The sequence below is a fragment of the Marinobacterium jannaschii DSM 6295 genome, from assembly GCF_000620085.1.
In the GTDB taxonomy this organism is placed as follows: Bacteria; Pseudomonadota; Gammaproteobacteria; order Pseudomonadales; family Balneatricaceae; genus Pontibacterium; species Pontibacterium jannaschii.
The window spans coordinates 28,970-44,746 of record NZ_KK211069.1 but is presented as its reverse complement, the minus strand read 5'-3'; the positions used below and the strand labels follow the sequence as shown (position 1 = coordinate 44,746).

The 15,777-nt window shown below is 50.9% G+C and carries 10 protein-coding genes and 1 tRNA gene; 4 read left to right on the top strand and 7 right to left on the bottom strand.

The window, feature by feature from the left end:
- Positions 1–76, top strand: a tRNA-Pro gene (locus Q354_RS0122750).
- 160 nt (positions 77–236) lie between these two features.
- On the opposite strand, the gene Q354_RS0122740 is transcribed toward Q354_RS0122750, so the two are convergent.
- The 5 genes from Q354_RS0122740 to Q354_RS0122720 form a co-directional block, all read right to left on the bottom strand.
- Complete coding sequence (locus Q354_RS0122740) at positions 237–965, bottom strand: response regulator (RefSeq protein WP_027859629.1); 729 nt, start codon at positions 963–965, stop codon at positions 237–239.
- Between the two features lie 85 nt (positions 966–1,050).
- Positions 1,051–2,304 carry an EAL domain-containing response regulator gene (locus tag Q354_RS0122735; protein WP_036231284.1) on the bottom strand — a complete coding sequence of 418 codons (1,254 nt, stop codon included), beginning with the start codon at positions 2,302–2,304 and terminating at the stop codon, positions 1,051–1,053.
- Positions 2,282–6,910, bottom strand: coding sequence for a nitrate- and nitrite sensing domain-containing protein (locus Q354_RS27730; protein ID WP_027859627.1), 4,629 nt, complete (start codon positions 6,908–6,910; stop codon positions 2,282–2,284). Before Q354_RS27730 ends, Q354_RS0122735 begins: the two co-directional genes overlap by 23 nt.
- Before the next feature lie 391 nt (positions 6,911–7,301).
- Positions 7,302–8,591 carry a M18 family aminopeptidase gene (locus Q354_RS0122725; protein ID WP_027859626.1) on the bottom strand — a complete coding sequence of 430 codons (1,290 nt, stop codon included), beginning with the start codon at positions 8,589–8,591 and terminating at the stop codon, positions 7,302–7,304.
- Between the two features lies 1 nt (position 8,592).
- Complete coding sequence (locus tag Q354_RS0122720) at positions 8,593–9,105, bottom strand: FKBP-type peptidyl-prolyl cis-trans isomerase (protein WP_027859625.1); 513 nt, start codon at positions 9,103–9,105, stop codon at positions 8,593–8,595.
- A gap of 185 nt (positions 9,106–9,290) precedes the next feature.
- Between Q354_RS0122720 and Q354_RS0122715 the strand changes: the two genes are divergently transcribed.
- From Q354_RS0122715 to rpsA, 3 genes are all read left to right on the top strand, one after another.
- Positions 9,291–11,366, top strand: coding sequence for a carboxy terminal-processing peptidase (locus Q354_RS0122715; protein WP_027859624.1), 2,076 nt, complete (start codon positions 9,291–9,293; stop codon positions 11,364–11,366).
- A gap of 24 nt (positions 11,367–11,390) precedes the next feature.
- Positions 11,391–12,167 (top strand): hypothetical protein, encoded by a 777-nt coding sequence (locus Q354_RS0122710; RefSeq protein WP_027859623.1) that lies wholly within the window; start codon positions 11,391–11,393, stop codon positions 12,165–12,167.
- Positions 12,168–12,387: 220 nt separating this feature from the next.
- Positions 12,388–14,070, top strand: a complete 1,683-nt coding sequence (rpsA, locus tag Q354_RS0122700; protein ID WP_027859622.1) for a 30S ribosomal protein S1 — start codon at positions 12,388–12,390, stop codon at positions 14,068–14,070.
- Positions 14,071–14,189: 119 nt separating this feature from the next.
- On the opposite strand, the gene Q354_RS0122695 is transcribed toward rpsA, so the two are convergent.
- Together Q354_RS0122695 and Q354_RS27725 are read right to left on the bottom strand one after the other, a co-directional pair.
- Positions 14,190–14,471: a peptidylprolyl isomerase gene (locus tag Q354_RS0122695; RefSeq protein WP_027859621.1), complete on the bottom strand. Its 282-nt coding sequence runs from the start codon at positions 14,469–14,471 to the stop codon at positions 14,190–14,192.
- Positions 14,472–14,533: 62 nt separating this feature from the next.
- Positions 14,534–15,730 carry a GGDEF domain-containing protein gene (locus Q354_RS27725; RefSeq protein ID WP_051560566.1) on the bottom strand — a complete coding sequence of 399 codons (1,197 nt, stop codon included), beginning with the start codon at positions 15,728–15,730 and terminating at the stop codon, positions 14,534–14,536.
- Positions 15,731–15,777: the final 47 nt, after the last annotated feature.

Sequence of the window (15,777 nt, the reverse complement as noted above, 5' to 3'; positions counted from 1 at the left end):
GGAGTGTAGCGCAGCTTGGTAGCGCATCTGCTTTGGGAGCAGAGGGTCGGGGGTTCGAATCCCTCCACTCCGACCATTCATCTCAGTGACAGTCGCCACCACCCTACCTGCTGATCAGATTCAGTCCATCATCAGGCATGTAGCGCAACAGCCAAGGCAATATACAGCCGGAACTGACCTTTACGGCAGCCATTTCAGCCGGAAAGCCACCTTCAGTCATAGCTATTTGACTATGGCTACGCCTTGTCGCACTCCTCTTCCGGTAATTCAACCCGAAAGCTTTTGGCTGCCAGAGATTCGCGTAGTTCGAGTAATCGGTTGATAGTCGCTTGTTTTAACTCGAAGCCAGCAGCCAGCAATAAGGTGCCATTTTTGTGCCTGACTTCATGCAGTAAACGCATATTGGGCCGCAGTTCATAAACTTTGAGGCTCAGCCCACCTTCCTCTTCGGCCTCTTCCGGCTCAGCAGCTTCAGCCTCTTTTGGACGTAACAGGACGTCGAGATCCGTCTCTACCCCGAAGTACCTTTCACTCAGGGCGGACTTCCCATCCGGGGCAGTCACCTCGGCCAGGGCCAACACCACTTTTTTAATCACCGTAATCGGTTTAAACGGCTTCGAGATAAAACCATTAATATCCAGCGCCAATGCCGAACTGAGCGTGTCATCGCCAGAAAAGGAGGTGATCACAATGATTGGAAGGTTTCTTGCAGCGCCCGCCAGCCCACAACGCACCCGTTTGGTAAACTCCAGCCCATTTACTTCAGGCATCTGAATGTCGGTAAGCACCAGATCTATCTCAGATCCTTGCAACTTGACCAGTGCTTCCTGCCCATTTTCAGCCTGCTCCAGATGTTCAAAGCCAAGGTTAGACAGTACCTTGGTGATGGCCGCTCGCATGAAAGCGTTATCGTCAACGACCAGAATCCGTTGTAACTCCAGATTTTCAATCTTTTGATTCAACATGCTTTACGACTTCCTGATTTGTCCCTTTATTGTCACCTCTATGCCATCTCACTCAGCTGCAACTGCAGATCTATCGATGGCCGGATCAGGTCTCAAGCTCTAACAACTGATGACACTTTTCAGCCCAGTTATTTACCCATAAGGGCAGCTCCTCAGCAGGCATCGGGCGGGCCGCAAAATAGCCCTGAACCTGATCACAACCCAAACGCTCGACACAACGCCACTCCTGCAGCGTTTCAACCCCCTCAGCAACGACCGTCATACCCAGCTTTTTGGCCAGCTCAACACTGGATTCCAGAATCGCCGCGGCCTTGCCGCCACGCAGCGCTTCCTGAACGTAGCTTCGATCCAGCTTAAGCTCATCAAAGGGCAGGTCTCGCAGCTGGGTCAGATTTGAGTGCCCAGTTCCAAAGTCATCGATCGAAAGCCTGACTTTTTTCAGGCGCAAGCGTAGTAGCACTTCAAGAGGCCGGGCCAGGTCTTCAGCCAGCTGGCTTTCGGTAACTTCCAAGTGCAATCCGCCAATCTCGCCACCCAGCTGTGAAACAAGCGTTCCCAGACTGTCAGGAAACTCCAGGTTTTGCAGGCTATCCATCGAAATATTGATGGCTGTACTGAGGTTCAGCCCGCAGCTTTGCCAATGCATCTGAGCCTTCAACGCCTTCTCCACCACCAGAAAAGTCATCCTGTCGATCAGGCCACTCCTCTCGGCCACAGGTATAAACTCATCCGGGTAGATCATGCCGCGGCCGGAAGTAGGCCATCGCACCAGGGCCTCAACACCAACGGGCTCCAGGCTTTTCAGATCGATTTTGGGCTGAAACCAGGGTTCCAACTCCCCTGCATCAATCGCTCTTTCAAGCATATCGATGGTTACTTCAGGCCTTTCGGCAGAAGAGGCGCTCCGTCTTGCGGGCTCATCGAAAGCAATAAGGTTTTTCAGCACAGCTTGCAAACAATGAGCACTGACCGGCTTATTAAGCGCCCCGAGAACCGACAGTCCGCGTCGACGACCAAGATTTTCGGCCATACTCAGCGTCTGCCGGTCCTCGCCGCTGATCAGAATAATAAAGCCCTGATAGTTGATCTCCTCGAAATGCCTGAGAAACTCAACACCATCGACATCCGGCATATTCAGGTCGACCAGAGCAAGAGCAACCGGCGGCATTGCATCAGCAATACACTGCCGGGCCTGGGCGACACTTTCCGCCGTTGAGATATGACCAAAGCCCATTTTTTTCAGCATATGTGATGTGGTTCGCAACACGAATGGTTCATCATCGACAACCAGTACGGTGCGATTTAGCAACTGGGTACTACACAGGTTGTTTGTCTTCATAGGTATTTTGGTAATTCTCGATCCATGTATCCACTTCAGCAAACAGCAAACTAATCTGCTCCATCTGCTCACTGACCTCTTCCATATCGCAGGCCTTACCTGCATTTTCCAGCGCCAGGCAACAATCAGCGAGTCGATCAGCCCCAACAGAGCGCGCTGTCGACTTCAGATTATGAGCAACCCGACCAACCTGGGTTGCATCACCGGCAGCAAAGGCAACCTTCATTTCGGCGAGATTGACGTTGGCAGAGCGCTGGTAGTCCAGATAGAACTCCAGTAATTCAGCGACATCATCAATCCCGAGCATTGCACCAAGCGCTGTCGGGTCGACGGGGGAGTCAACCACCTCATCAGCCTCATCTGTCGGGACCGGCTCTATGACAGCTTCCCTAACCGGGGCTGCGGAAGAATCGGGTAACCATGTATCTAACGCATCCCTTATCTGGTGCAACTGCATCGGTTTGGTCAGATAAGCATCCATTCCGGCTTCGAAGCAAAGGCTCGCCGTCCCTCTCATTGCATCAGCCGTAATCGCAATAATCGGGATTCGCTCTCCGGCCGCTTCTTCCTGCCGGATACAGCGGGTTAACTGGTAACCATCCATCTCGGGCATATGACAGTCGGTCATAACCAAGCGATAAACATCACTGCGCCACATTTGCAGCGCTTCCACGCCGTCACCAGCCACCTCAACGTTGTAACCCAGCATATTCAGCTGCTGCCTGATTACCTTTTGATTGGTTTCATTGTCGTCGACAACCAGAATAAGCTGCTTAGCGGCTCTCGCCTCTTCCGACGTAAGCATTGGTGCATCCAGCAAACACGGCTCTTCTTGCTGCTGGACTACCTCCGGCGATTTGCGCCCCGCCGCTGCCGCCACAGCATTTACAAGCACGGTGCGACTTAATGCATTCGGATCAAGCCGGATACCCTCTCCAAACTGCTGCTGGATGTAACCACCATTGCCACTACCAAGCAGGACAAAGCGCAGATCTTCGTTATAGCCGAGCCGGGACAGGCTATCTTCTACCAGCTCAAACAACCCGGTGTCTTCACGACAGTCAATAACCACACCGAAATCGATATCGGACTCCATCAATTGACCAAGATAAGTCTCCGCTTCACTTATCTCAGCGGCATACACTCTCGCCCCGGCCGTCCCCAGATAGCTTTCTACAATGTTTTTAATATCAGGGTCCGTGCTGATCAGAAGCAGGTTGAGTTGTTGCAATATCGCAAATTCCGGTATCCCCGGGATACAAGCCTTTTGCAGGGAAAGCGTCAATGAAAACTCAGAACCCTCCCCTTCTTCACTCGCGACTCTGATACGCCCCTCCATGAAATCAACCAGTCGCTGAGTAATTACCAACCCCAAACCGGTACCGCCGAAGCGCCTGGTAATTGTCTTTTCCCCCTGCATAAACGGCTTGAACAGTCGGCTTTTCACCTGGGGACTCATTCCAATCCCGTTATCCTTCACACGAAACTGGATATGGAGTTCATCAGCATCCTGCGCGATCATCTCAACACAGAGCAACACCCGACCATTTCTGTCCGGCATGTCACTGCTGAACTTGATCGCATTACCGACCAGATTGAACAGGATCTGCTTAAGCCGTACAGGGTCTCCTTTCACCATTGGTAAGCCCGGCTCACAATTGATCAGCAACTCTACCTGCCGCCCAGCAGCCACCGTGCGCAACCCATCACCAACATTCTCGATTAACTGTTCTAAAGAGAGCTCGTTATACTCAAGTACAAGCTTACCTGCCTCAATCTTCGAGAAATCCAGAATATCGTCAATCACGCCCTGCAGCATGGCAGCCGATTCATGGGCAGTGCCCAGCATCACTTGCTGCCTCCGGGCAAGATTGGTATGTCGCAGCATATCAATGGTGCCGACAATGCCATTCAGCGGCGTGCGAATCTCGTGGCTCATTGTCGCCAGGAACGTGGACTTGGCCTGATTGGCGGCCTCAGCCTCTTCACGAGCCTGAATCAAGGCGAGCTCATCCTTTTTGCGCTCGGTTATATTTTGTACCGAGGACAGAATAAAGCTTTCGCTGCCCCGTTCGATCACCAATCCATCCAGTAGTACGGGGACTCGATGCCCTTCTTTATGCAGATACTCTTTTTCATAAGGGCCGTATCGCCCGGTCTGGGCCATAGAGTCGATCTGCTTCATCTCCTGAGGTTCATACTCCCTCGGGGTGATATCCCAGTAGCTCAGGGCTTTCGCTTCTGCCTCTTCATAACCAATGATCCCGAGGAAAGCCGGATTAACATCGAGCAGCTTCCCTTCCATATCACACAACACCAGGCCGATCGGTGAAGCGAAGAACAAAGCCCGGTTATAGTCCGTGACATCTTTTAGCTCGACCAGTGTACTTTCAGCCAGTTCTTTCTGCTGACGGGACTCGTTTAAGGTTTCGAGCAGGACAGAGACATTCTGCTTCTGTAAGCGATAGATAATTACGATAGCGATCAGTGCCAGCAAGAGTGCCAAGAGAAACTCAAGCACCATCGAATTGCTAATCAGGCGTGTCGAATCAATGACTTCACTCTCGTCGACCTCAGTTGCGATACCCAGGCCCAGCTCAGCATCCCATAACCAGGCACCGAGCACCGGGACTCCCCGGTAATCCGGATAGGCTTCCAGGCTACTGCCATCCTGCCCGGTGGTTGCACGCTGCGCCATTCTGGTTAACGGCCCAATGGTATCGCCGGAACCAGGCTCCCTGATATCGATGTTGAGAATACTGCTCTTGCCCCGCTCCAGCAGGCCGAGGTCATATAACTGAGATTCAAAGCGGCTTCGCGATAACATTCGCCCCTGGCGGTCAAATGCGTATGTTTCACCGGTACTCCAGATAAGCCTGCTGGCCAGAATCTGCGAGAAGTCACCCAGAGGATCAAGCCGGATCAACAAAATGGCCATAACCTTGCCGCGGTTATCGAAGACCGGTGAAGCCGCAAACATAATTGGTCCGTCATCAACCAACTGCCCCTTGGCGTTACGCAACGGAGTATCGGATCGAAACGGCGGAATGAAGGAAGACTTACCTGCCAGTGCTTTTTTCAGCGGGCCGGGGCGGTGTTGTATCGCCAGATTGACATGCCCCAGATTGCTATCCTGCATTGAAGCAACATTGCGGTAGTCCGGAGAAACAATAATGAATCCTCTACCACTCCTCAGATTAAGACGGGGCTCAAAAAACTCTCGCAGGGCGGCTTGCGCCGGGTGGTTACTCAGGGCAGTGAGATTAGCCGGTGCCTGCAATAGTCCCTCTACGCCAGAAACAACCAGGGGATCAGACGCCCAGCGCTCTACATCCGAAAAAACCGCATCCAGCCAAATCTCTCGTAAAGTTCCGTGGACACTGGATACGCTGGCTCCCAAGGTGCTAATAGCCTCCTCCGTGAGCTTATGCCGGACATTGCTGATGGAGTAGTTGATTACCAAACCCATGCTCACCAACAGAATCAGAGCCACACCCACCAGATGCGCCAAGGTAAAACGCCAGCTTTTTTGCTGCTCATCTGCAGATCGATGGTGTTTTGGCCGGGCGATGAGTAAAACAACACTGCCGATCAATGCCAGAGCAGCAACCAGACCGGCGAAATAATACGCCTCCAGTCCCTGTTCGACGCGCTTCTTGAGTTGAGCCAGCTTCGCCAACTCTGCTGCTGTTATGAACCCCTGCACCTTGCGATATTCGTCAATTAGCGCAGTTTGCGTGTCCCACCATGTCTTGCCATCCGCTTTAAACAGCCCCGTAGATGCACTGGCCAGTGCATTTCGACGCATCTCATCTGCCCTGAGCATCAGTGATGAATTAACAGATTGCTTGTAAAAGCTGACAGCCTCATCATCAGCCAGCGAGAGGAAGAGCTCTTTGTAAGCATTCTCCTGCGCCGAGGTTTCGATAATTCTTCGGAAAAGGCCAGATTCAAAGCTTCCCTGAACAAAGACACGCGCAAGAATTGCTCTTTCCTGCCCTAACAACTCTTTGTAGTAGAGCAAGTTACTATAGCTCGCCAGAGAACCGATCAACCGGCTTCTTTCGGTATAGAAGCTTATCTGCTTAACCGATTCCAACAGCTTGGTATTGATGTCGGTATAGGCGTCAAACACGCCACCACTTTGAAATGGATCTGATTTGAGATTATCAGCCAGACGCAGATCAACACGTCCGTAGCGTAGAGATGGAAGGCGCTTGATATCAGTACGAATGCCATCGAGAATCGCGCGCAATCCGGGAAACCGGACAGACTCTTTCATCTGCCCGGAGCGCTTTAGCAGTTTCTCAGCAAACTGATCCGTGGTTTCCCGCAGAAGCTTTACTTCCTTTTGATATTTCCTGGCATCACCGTTTAAGAAGCCAGATGTCAGGCCGCGTTCCTTTTGAACTTGATGTAACAGATCGCCAATCTCTGCAGCCAGCTCGACCAGTGCGATATCAGAATCAATATCCGATAACACCGCCCGTTTATCGACAACACGGTTTAAACAAAAAAGTCCTGCCAGAAGAATCAGAGAGATGAGAAGCGAAAGCGCGAGAGTTCGGGGAAGTACCCGATTAAACACCTTTCCTGCCGCTACCATCTGCCCTCCTTAACTATCCATTCGTCAATTGAATAAGACTTCAATTTCAATATCCTTATTTAGGGCTCAAACAGAGCAACAGAATTCAACTTACATCGTTACATAGTAGAGCAGGACCAGAAAATTGATAAATGATTGGGGAAATATAGTCTCGGATCTCTGGAAGCAGATGTGACCTGTTACCGCCCTCCAGGACAGAATGACGGCAGATCCTGGACGGCCTGATAATCACGAAGGACGGGCTCGATCAGGGGCAAAGCTGTCTTAGCTAATTTAGAAGGGCTGGGGGCTTAACATATGATGTGGGCCAAAAGGCCGACCTGTAGCACTTCAGTGGTCAGCAGGTCGGTCAATCAGGCCTTGGGGGGGGCGTTACCCCCCCAATCCGGTCTCAGACTTCCGGTTCTTTATAGAATCGGCTTAATACGCGACTCAGGTTATAAGCGTCGGCGGTACCGGCCAGCTCCCGGATTGAATGCATCGCAAACTGAGGAACACCGATATCCAGCGTTTTGACACCGATCTCTGACGCCGTAATCGGACCGATCGTACTGCCGCATGCCATATCACTGCGCACGACAAAGGCCTGTACAGGCACTTCCTCTTCTGCAGCCAGCTTGCGGTAAAGTGCGCTGGTTTCACTGTTACTGGCATAGCGCTGATTAGCGTTCAGTTTTATAACCGCACCCTGGTTGATTAGCGGCCCATGATTAGCATCATGTTTATCAGCGAAATTAGGGTGTACCGCATGGGCATTGTCCGCTGAAATCATCATGGAACGGGACAAAGCACGGTGCCGCTCTTCCGCCTGCGGCATAATGCGCTCCAGCATCTGGCTCAGCATCGGTCCCTGAGCACCCGCAGCAGACATACTGCCGACCTCTTCATGATCATTACAGACCAGCAGCGTGCCCTCTCGCGAATCTGCTTCCAGCATTGCCTGAAGCCCGATAAAGCAGCTCAGCAGATTATCCAGACGCGCCGAAGCGATAAATTCTTCATTCAGACCAACCATTGCCGGAGACTGGACATCATAGAAGCAAAGCTCGTAATCCAATACCTGATCAACATTTGCTACACCGTCATCGATCAGCTTCTGCTTCAGAATCTCCCGAAAGTCCGGCTTTGAACCGGTGCGCCCCAACACAGGAGGCAGATAAGTCTGGGCATTGATGGCGCGACTGCTATTGGCTTCCCGGTCCAGATGTATCGCCAGACTCGGAATAATGGCGATGGCTTTGCGGAAATCGATCAGATGGTGCTCAACAACACCCGCTTCAGACAGGTAACTGATACGACCGGCCAGCGAGAGGTCACGGTCAAACCAGGGGTTCAGCAATACTCCACCATAAACTTCCACACCCAGCTGAAAATAACCGTTTCGGTGTAACTCAGGAGAAGGCTTAACTTTAAGGCACGGCGAGTCCGTATGGGCGCCCACCATACGAAAACCATTTTCAGCCGGAGACCCTTCTACCGGCATGGTCCAGGCGATAATAGATGAATCATTGCGGGTGATGTAGTACCGACCGCCAGCCTCCGTTTGCCATGCGTCAGCTTCGCGCAACGGCTCAAATCCAGCCTCCCGCAATCGCGAAGCCATCGCCTTTACTGCATGAAATGGCGTCGGAGATTCAGATAGAAAGCGGATCAGGGACTGATTGTACTCATTCTGTGTCATTTTAGTTTTCCTCTTTCTTCACTTCCAGCAGCTCAACCTTAAACACCAGCGCAGAATTCGCGGGAATCAACTCTGAAGGACTGGTTGCGCCGTACGCCAGGTCTGCCGGGATATAAAACATTCTGACACCTCCCTCCTTCATCAGACTCAGGCCTTCAGTCCAACCCCTGATCACCCGGTTCAATGGAAATTCAGCGGGTTTTCCTCGCTGCCAGGAGCTGTCAAATACGACCCCATCGACACGAGTACCTTCATAATGAACAACGACATTATCCGTTACTTTGGGAGACTCTCCCTGCCCTTCCCGAAGCACCTCATACTGCAATCCAGAGGGCAGCACGACCACCGACTCCCGCTTGGCATTTTCGGCAAGATAAGCATCACCAGCCTTGCGGGTGTCATCATTGAGTGCTTTCTCAATCAGCTCTTTACGAAAGCGCTCCTCTTCTTCACTTTTGCCGCATCCAGCCAGTACCAGAGTGGTCGCCAGAACCACGATAAGCGGTCGTAACATCACATCACCTTAAACAATTAAATAGCGCTAAACAGTTGATTTTACATCAGCACGCCCCATGTCTAAACTCTGCTATGAAACCTTTGCCTGACTTGGTTAGACACCAACGGATTCCTGCTGCATCGGAACTCTCTGCAATATCAAGTGGTCTCATCAAGAGAACACACGACTGGTAACTCAAATTTATGTATAAATCGCTGTTACACCTTATTGGCACCACCACTCTTGCAATCTGCCTTGCATCACCTGTGGCGGCAAAGATTCCCGAGCCATTAAAGGCTGAAGCGATTCATAGTCAGACGCTTCTGGAAATTGTCGACTCTCTGAAGCTGGGCCATTACAAAAAGCTCGAGATTAACGATACCCTATCCAGCCAGCTGCTCGATAAGTTCCTGGAAAATCTCGACCCGTCCAAGCTTAACTTCTATGCCAGTGACATCCGTGAATTTGAGAAATACCGATTCCAGCTTGATGAAGAGATCAAAGCAGGCAAGCTGGATGTCGCCTATATCATATTCAACCGTTTGCAGCAGCGCAGCAACGAGCGCAATGCCTATGCGATTAAGCTGCTGACCAGCAGCAACAGGCGGTTTGACTTTGACGTTGACGAGAACCTCGACACTGATCGTACCGATGATCAATGGGTTTCCACCAGAGAGGAGATGGACAACCTGTGGAGGAAGCGGGTTAAAAGCGCCCTGTTAAACCTGACTCTGGCGGAAAAGTCGCTGGAAGAAGCCAAAGAAACACTGATTAAACGCTACGCTAATCAACAGAAGCGTTCTGATCAGATCAATAACGACGACGTTTTTCAGACCTACGCCAATACATTTACCGGCCAGTTTGACCCCCATACCCAGTATTTCTCTCCACGCCGCTCTGAAAACTTTAAAATTAATATGAGCCTGTCGCTGGAAGGTATCGGTGCTGTACTCCAGGCAGAAAACGAATACACCAAAATAGTACGCCTGGTGCCGGCAGGGCCTGCCGACAAAACCGGCCAACTGAAACCAGCCGACCTGATTCTGGGTGTCGGCCAGGGCGAAGATGGCAGCATTGAAGATGTTGTCGGCTGGCGCCTGGATGACGTAGTAAGCAAAATCCGCGGACCTAAAGACACAGTGGTCCGTCTACTGGTTCGCTCCAGTGATTCCGATAGCAGCCAGACCCGCATTGTTAAAATCAAAAGAAACAAGGTTAAGCTTGAGGAGCAGGCCGCTAAAAAACGTATTCTCGATATTGATTATCAGGGACGCCAGTTCAAAGTCGGTGTTATTGAGATACCGGCATTCTATATTGACTTTGGTGCCCTTCAGCGTGGCGAGAAGGATTATAAAAGCACCACGCGTGATGTCGAAAAGCTGATCGCCGAACTGCAAGCCGAAAAAATCCACGGCCTGATTATCGATCTTCGTAACAACGGCGGCGGATCTTTGCGTGAGGCCAATGAACTGGTGGGACTGTTTATCAGCCGCGGCCCGACCGTGCAGATCCAGGACCCTAATGGCCGTATTAATGTGATGAGCGACCGTAATCCTAAGTTTGTCTATACCGGCCCGGTTGCGGTGGTAGTAAACCGAATGTCAGCCTCGGCTTCTGAGATATTTGCCGGCGCTATTCAGGATTACCAGCGCGGTATCGTACTGGGAGGACAAACGTTCGGTAAAGGCACGGTCCAGACCCTGCTTCCGCTTGAGCATGGCCAGCTTAAACTTACCCATGCCAAGTTCTACCGTATTTCGGGTGAAAGCACCCAGCATAAAGGGATTATTCCCGATATCAGCTTCCCTACCCTGTACAACACCTCTGAGATCGGTGAAAGCGCTCTGGATGGTGCTCTTGAGTGGGATACAATCCATCCGGTACGTCACGGACACTTTGTGGGTGTATCACCATTTATTGAAAAGCTGACAAAACGCCATAAGCAGCGTGTTAAAGATAATCCTGACTTCATGTTTATGCAGGAGCAGGTCAACCATCTGGAAGAGCAGCGCAACGATACCTTAATTTCATTAAGAAAAGATAAGCTGGAAACAGAGCGCAGCCAGGTTGAATCCTGGCAGCTCGAGGCCGAAAACAGACGTCGGGAGCGCAAGAACCTCGCGCCCATCAGCAAACTGTCTGAGCTGGACAACGAGTTGGAGAAAGACAGCAGCGGCCGCCAGATCAGCCCTGAATCAGAAGCTATTCTGGCAGAAAGCGGACGGATTCTGCTGGATATGATTGACCTGACACTGAAATATACTTCAGCAAAAAACTAACAGGCCCGAAGGAATATCTCTGGAATGAAATCCGGTATCAAAACAGCCGTTGTAGCAACGGTTGCTTTACTTGCAATCAGTGGCACCGGCCTGGTCGGCTACACCTTCCTGGCCGATAGCGAAAGCAGCAAAAAGCTGGAAAAATTTGGTTACGCGGTATTACCTGCCAGCTTCTATGACGATACTGTCGGTGCTCTGGGTCATAAACAGGTACCTGCAACCTTTGCGGAAGAGAAACTGACGCCTACGCAAAAAGTCGTTCAGGGACTGCGCAAGGATAAGGAAAACCTGATTAAGGAGCAGGAAGTCCTGCGGGAACAGATCGCCGAGCTGGAAAAGCAGGTCATGGAGCTGTCTCAATACAAGCGCCTGAACGAGCACTTCGCACCCGACAATATTGCCGATGAAACTGCCGCGGTTGAAACAGAGCTTAAACGCTTCCTGGTGACTAATCCGGCGGCGGCCCGCTTCAGTAACATCCAGATCGAAATCATGTCTGCCGCTTCTGCAATCGAGTATCGCCGCTACATATCCCATAACCGCCTGATACTGAATGATAAGCAGCGCAGCAGCATCACCAACAACTTCCTGCCTGAGTTTGCTTTTTGTGTGGGAGACGGCGCCGAACTTGCCGCTAACAACAGCAGTGAACTGATAAGGATCGCAGAGTATTTTCGACAGGAAGATCAGAACAAGCTCAACTCAGCCCTCAAGCAGGATCTGAACTCTGTTGTCGAACCCTGCCAATCCACCCTGTATGAACAATTCGCAACCATTAGTAACGTAAATTCTGCAAACTAAGCACCGATACAACCACCGGCGGCTATAATTAGTAGCCTCCGGTGCGTTTTTTACCTGTTTTTCCCCGCGTCCTCTCGGTATAATACGCCCGCCTTTATCTGTGCAAGGCCACATACACCATCGGCAACGGTGTCCTTCCACAGAGAATTTAACTGACCCTGCGCAGCCGATGGCCCAGGTTGAACTAAGAGCTGCATTATGCAGCCCATAGGAATATTTCATGAGCGAAAGCTTTGCTGAATTGTTTGAAGAATCCCTCCAGAATGTAGACATGACCCCTGGCACCCTGGTAATGGGTGAAGTTATCGATATCGATAGCGACTGGGTTACTGTTAACGCTGGCCTGAAATCCGAAGCTGTTATCCCTCGCGCACAGTTCCTGAACGATGCGAACGAGCTGGAAATCCAGATCGGTGACCAGGTAAAAGTTTCCCTGGAAGCTGTTGAAGATGGCTTCGGTGAAACGCGTCTGTCTCGCGAAAAAGCTAAGCGCGCAGAAGCATGGGAAGTTCTCAAGCAGAAATTCGATGCTGAAGAAGTTGTTAAAGGCTACATCTCTGGCAAGGTCAAAGGTGGCTTTACTGTCAGCATCAACAACATCCAGGGCTTCCTGCCAGGCTCTCTGGTAGACGTACGTCCGGTTCGTGACGTTGACCACCTGGAAGGCAAAGAGCTGGAATTCAAACTGATCAAGCTTGATCCTAAGCGTAACAACATCGTTGTTTCTCGCCGTGCCGTTCTGCAGGAAGCTAACAGCGCTCAGCGCGATGAGCTGCTGGCATCCCTGGAAGAAGGCCAGTCTGTTAAAGGTTTCGTTAAGAACCTGACAAACTACGGTGCATTCATCGATCTGGGTGGTGTTGACGGCCTGCTGCACATCACTGACATGGCTTGGAAGCGTATCTCTCACCCAAGCGAAATGCTGAACCCTGGCGATGAGATCAACGTTAAGATCATCAAGTTCGACAAAGAAACTGGCCGTATCTCTCTGGGTCTGAAACAGCTGTCCGAAGATCCTTGGGAAGCTATCAAGAACCGTTACCCAGCTGGTTCTAAAGTACAGGCTCGCATCACCAACCTGACTGACTACGGCTGCTTCGCTTCTATCGAAGACGGCGTTGAAGGTCTGGTTCACGTATCCGAGATGTCCTGGACGAACAAAAACATCCACCCATCCAAAGTGGTTCAGATCGGTGACTCTGTAGAAGTCATGATCCTGGATGTTGATGAAGAGCGTCGTCGTATCTCCCTGGGTATCAAGCAGTGTGTTGGCAACCCATGGGTATCTTTCGCTGAGCAGTACGCTGCTGGTGATAAAGTTGCCGGTACTATCAAGACCATCACTGACTTCGGTATCTTCGTTGGTCTGGAGAACGATCTGGACGGTCTGGTACACATGTCCGACATCACTTGGGAAGCTGATGCTGAAGCAGCTCTGCGCCAGTACAAGAAAGGCGAAGAAGTTGAAGCAGTTATCCTGTCCATCGATGCTGAGAAAGAGCGTATCTCCCTGGGTATCAAACAGCTGGAGAGCGATCCTTTCGCAGAATTCGTTGCTGCTAACGACAAAGGCACTATCGTAAACGGTACTGTTAAGTCCGTAGACGCTAAAGCCGCTGTAGTAGAGCTGGCCGAAGGCATCGAAGGTACTCTGAAAGCTTCTGAAATCTCCGCTGACCGCGTAGAAGATGCTGCATCTGTCCTGAAAGAAGGCGAAGCAGTTGAAGCTAAGATCACTAACATCGATCGTCGTAACCGCGTTATCACCCTGTCTATCCGTGCTAAAGACCAGGCGGAAGAGAAAGCAGCTCTGAAAGCAGTTCAGAATGCAGAGGTTGAAGTATCCGGTCCTACTACTATCGGTGAGCTGATCAAAGCTCAGATGGCTGCCAAGAAAAACTAATCATTGATTAGTTTGAATGCTAAAAAGGAGTGCCTCGGCACTCCTTTTTTGTTGTCTGCTTTCCCGGAGGGCGTAATAGAAACGATCCCCTACTCCTCCTGTAGCGCTGCCAGACCCGCTCAATCCCGATAGATAGTCTGAATCAGATGCCAGCCGAAACGAGTCTTAACCGGCCCATGCACCTGTAGCACTGGCTTTTTAAACACCACATCATCGAACGGCTTAACCATCTCACCACGACGAAACTCTCCAAGGTCACCACCTTTCTTCTTAGATGGGCAGGTAGAGTGGCGTTTTGCCAACTGAGCAAAATCAGCGCCTTTATCAATCTTCTGTTTTAGCTTCTCTGCCTCTTCACGGCTTTTCACCAAAATGTGCCGTGCACACGCCTTATTTGCCATTAAACTCTCTCAACCTTAATCAACCCAACAAACAGCGATAATACCAGATCCTATCCGGCACCTCAGACTGTTTCAGTCGCACTATTGCCTGACTGACAGTACTTAGACGAAGACTTTTTCATTCTATACATAGCATGATCAGCGTTGCGCAACAGATCATCCACGCTTGTTCCACTATAGGGATAGTAGCTAACGCCGACGCTACAGCTCACTTCACGCAAAGCGCCATTAAGCTCTACCGGCTGACCCAGCTCATCACTCAGCTTACCTACCATGGCCGCGGTAGTTGTCGCATTCCGTTCACAGGCGGGGGCAATAATCGCAAACTCATCACCACCAAATCGCGCAATGAGCGCAGCACTATCAAAGCATGATTTTAATCTTTCAGACTGAACTTTCAGCAATCGATCTCCGGCATCATGGCCAAAGCGATCATTCACCAGCTTGAAGCTATCAAGATCGACAAAGAACACCGCCAATACGGCGGGTTTCTCGTTCAACATAGACTCCAACCGCTCGGTGAAAAGCCTTCGATTAGGCAAACCGGTCAAAGCATCATGATAAGCAAGATAGCGAATCTCGTCTGAGCTCTGTTGCAGGATTCGGTCTGCCCTACGTACAACAAGGAAGAGGAAGAGATAAAGGCTAAGCAGACAGCCTGTAACCCCTCCTACTATCTTCGCTAACGTGTAATCCAGAGCATCGACCAACTCCGTCACATCCGAATAGACCTCAATCACGCCGATCGAGCCGCTACCATCTTCAGCCACTACCGGCACATAGGAAGAAACCAGGTTTCGATCTGCTTTCACACCGTGAAATGTATCAACCTGATGCTTGAAAACGAGAGCAGAGACGACATCGCCACCGATAGCAGCAATAAAACCTTTGTCACCAGCCCGGAGCTCACCAATTTGCGAGATCTGCGTAGAAAAAAGCGTCATACCCTGGTGATCGAATACCTTAACCTTAACGATATTCAGCCCCTTCATCAGGCCCACCACACTCTGCCTCATTGAATCAGCGGCATCCAATGGGCCGGGACTCTCTGACAAGCGCCCCTCCGATGATTCGATGAATAAGTACAAACGCTGACCTAGCGAATTGGCCAATGCCTGGGTGAGCGAAACGTTAGAACGCTCCTCATGGGCTATCAAGTCAGCAAACGCCAGATGCCTGTAGAAAAGTGACAACGCCAGCACCACCACAAAAATTCCAACAGAACTAATAACAGAAAAATGATGAAGTAGGCGAAACATCCAATACGCTCATTCATGATACGAGTAGGCCGGGATATCAATAGCCT

What these genes read in the sequence shown, in the direction of transcription:
- Q354_RS0122740 (WP_027859629.1), bottom strand. Translation starts at nt 965, where the DNA reads ATGTTGAATCAAAAGATTGAAAATCTGGAGTTACAACGGATTCTGGTC.
- Q354_RS0122735 (WP_036231284.1), bottom strand. Translation starts at nt 2,304, where the DNA reads ATGAAGACAAACAACCTGTGTAGTACCCAGTTGCTAAATCGCACCGTA.
- Q354_RS27730 (WP_027859627.1), bottom strand. Translation starts at nt 6,910, where the DNA reads ATGGTAGCGGCAGGAAAGGTGTTTAATCGGGTACTTCCCCGAACTCTC.
- Q354_RS0122725 (WP_027859626.1), bottom strand. Translation starts at nt 8,591, where the DNA reads ATGACACAGAATGAGTACAATCAGTCCCTGATCCGCTTTCTATCTGAA.
- Q354_RS0122720 (WP_027859625.1), bottom strand. Translation starts at nt 9,105, where the DNA reads ATGTTACGACCGCTTATCGTGGTTCTGGCGACCACTCTGGTACTGGCT.
- Q354_RS0122715 (WP_027859624.1), top strand. Translation starts at nt 9,291, where the DNA reads ATGTATAAATCGCTGTTACACCTTATTGGCACCACCACTCTTGCAATC.
- Q354_RS0122710 (WP_027859623.1), top strand. Translation starts at nt 11,391, where the DNA reads ATGAAATCCGGTATCAAAACAGCCGTTGTAGCAACGGTTGCTTTACTT.
- rpsA (WP_027859622.1), top strand. Translation starts at nt 12,388, where the DNA reads ATGAGCGAAAGCTTTGCTGAATTGTTTGAAGAATCCCTCCAGAATGTA.
- Q354_RS0122695 (WP_027859621.1), bottom strand. Translation starts at nt 14,471, where the DNA reads ATGGCAAATAAGGCGTGTGCACGGCACATTTTGGTGAAAAGCCGTGAA.
- Q354_RS27725 (WP_051560566.1), bottom strand. Translation starts at nt 15,730, where the DNA reads ATGTTTCGCCTACTTCATCATTTTTCTGTTATTAGTTCTGTTGGAATT.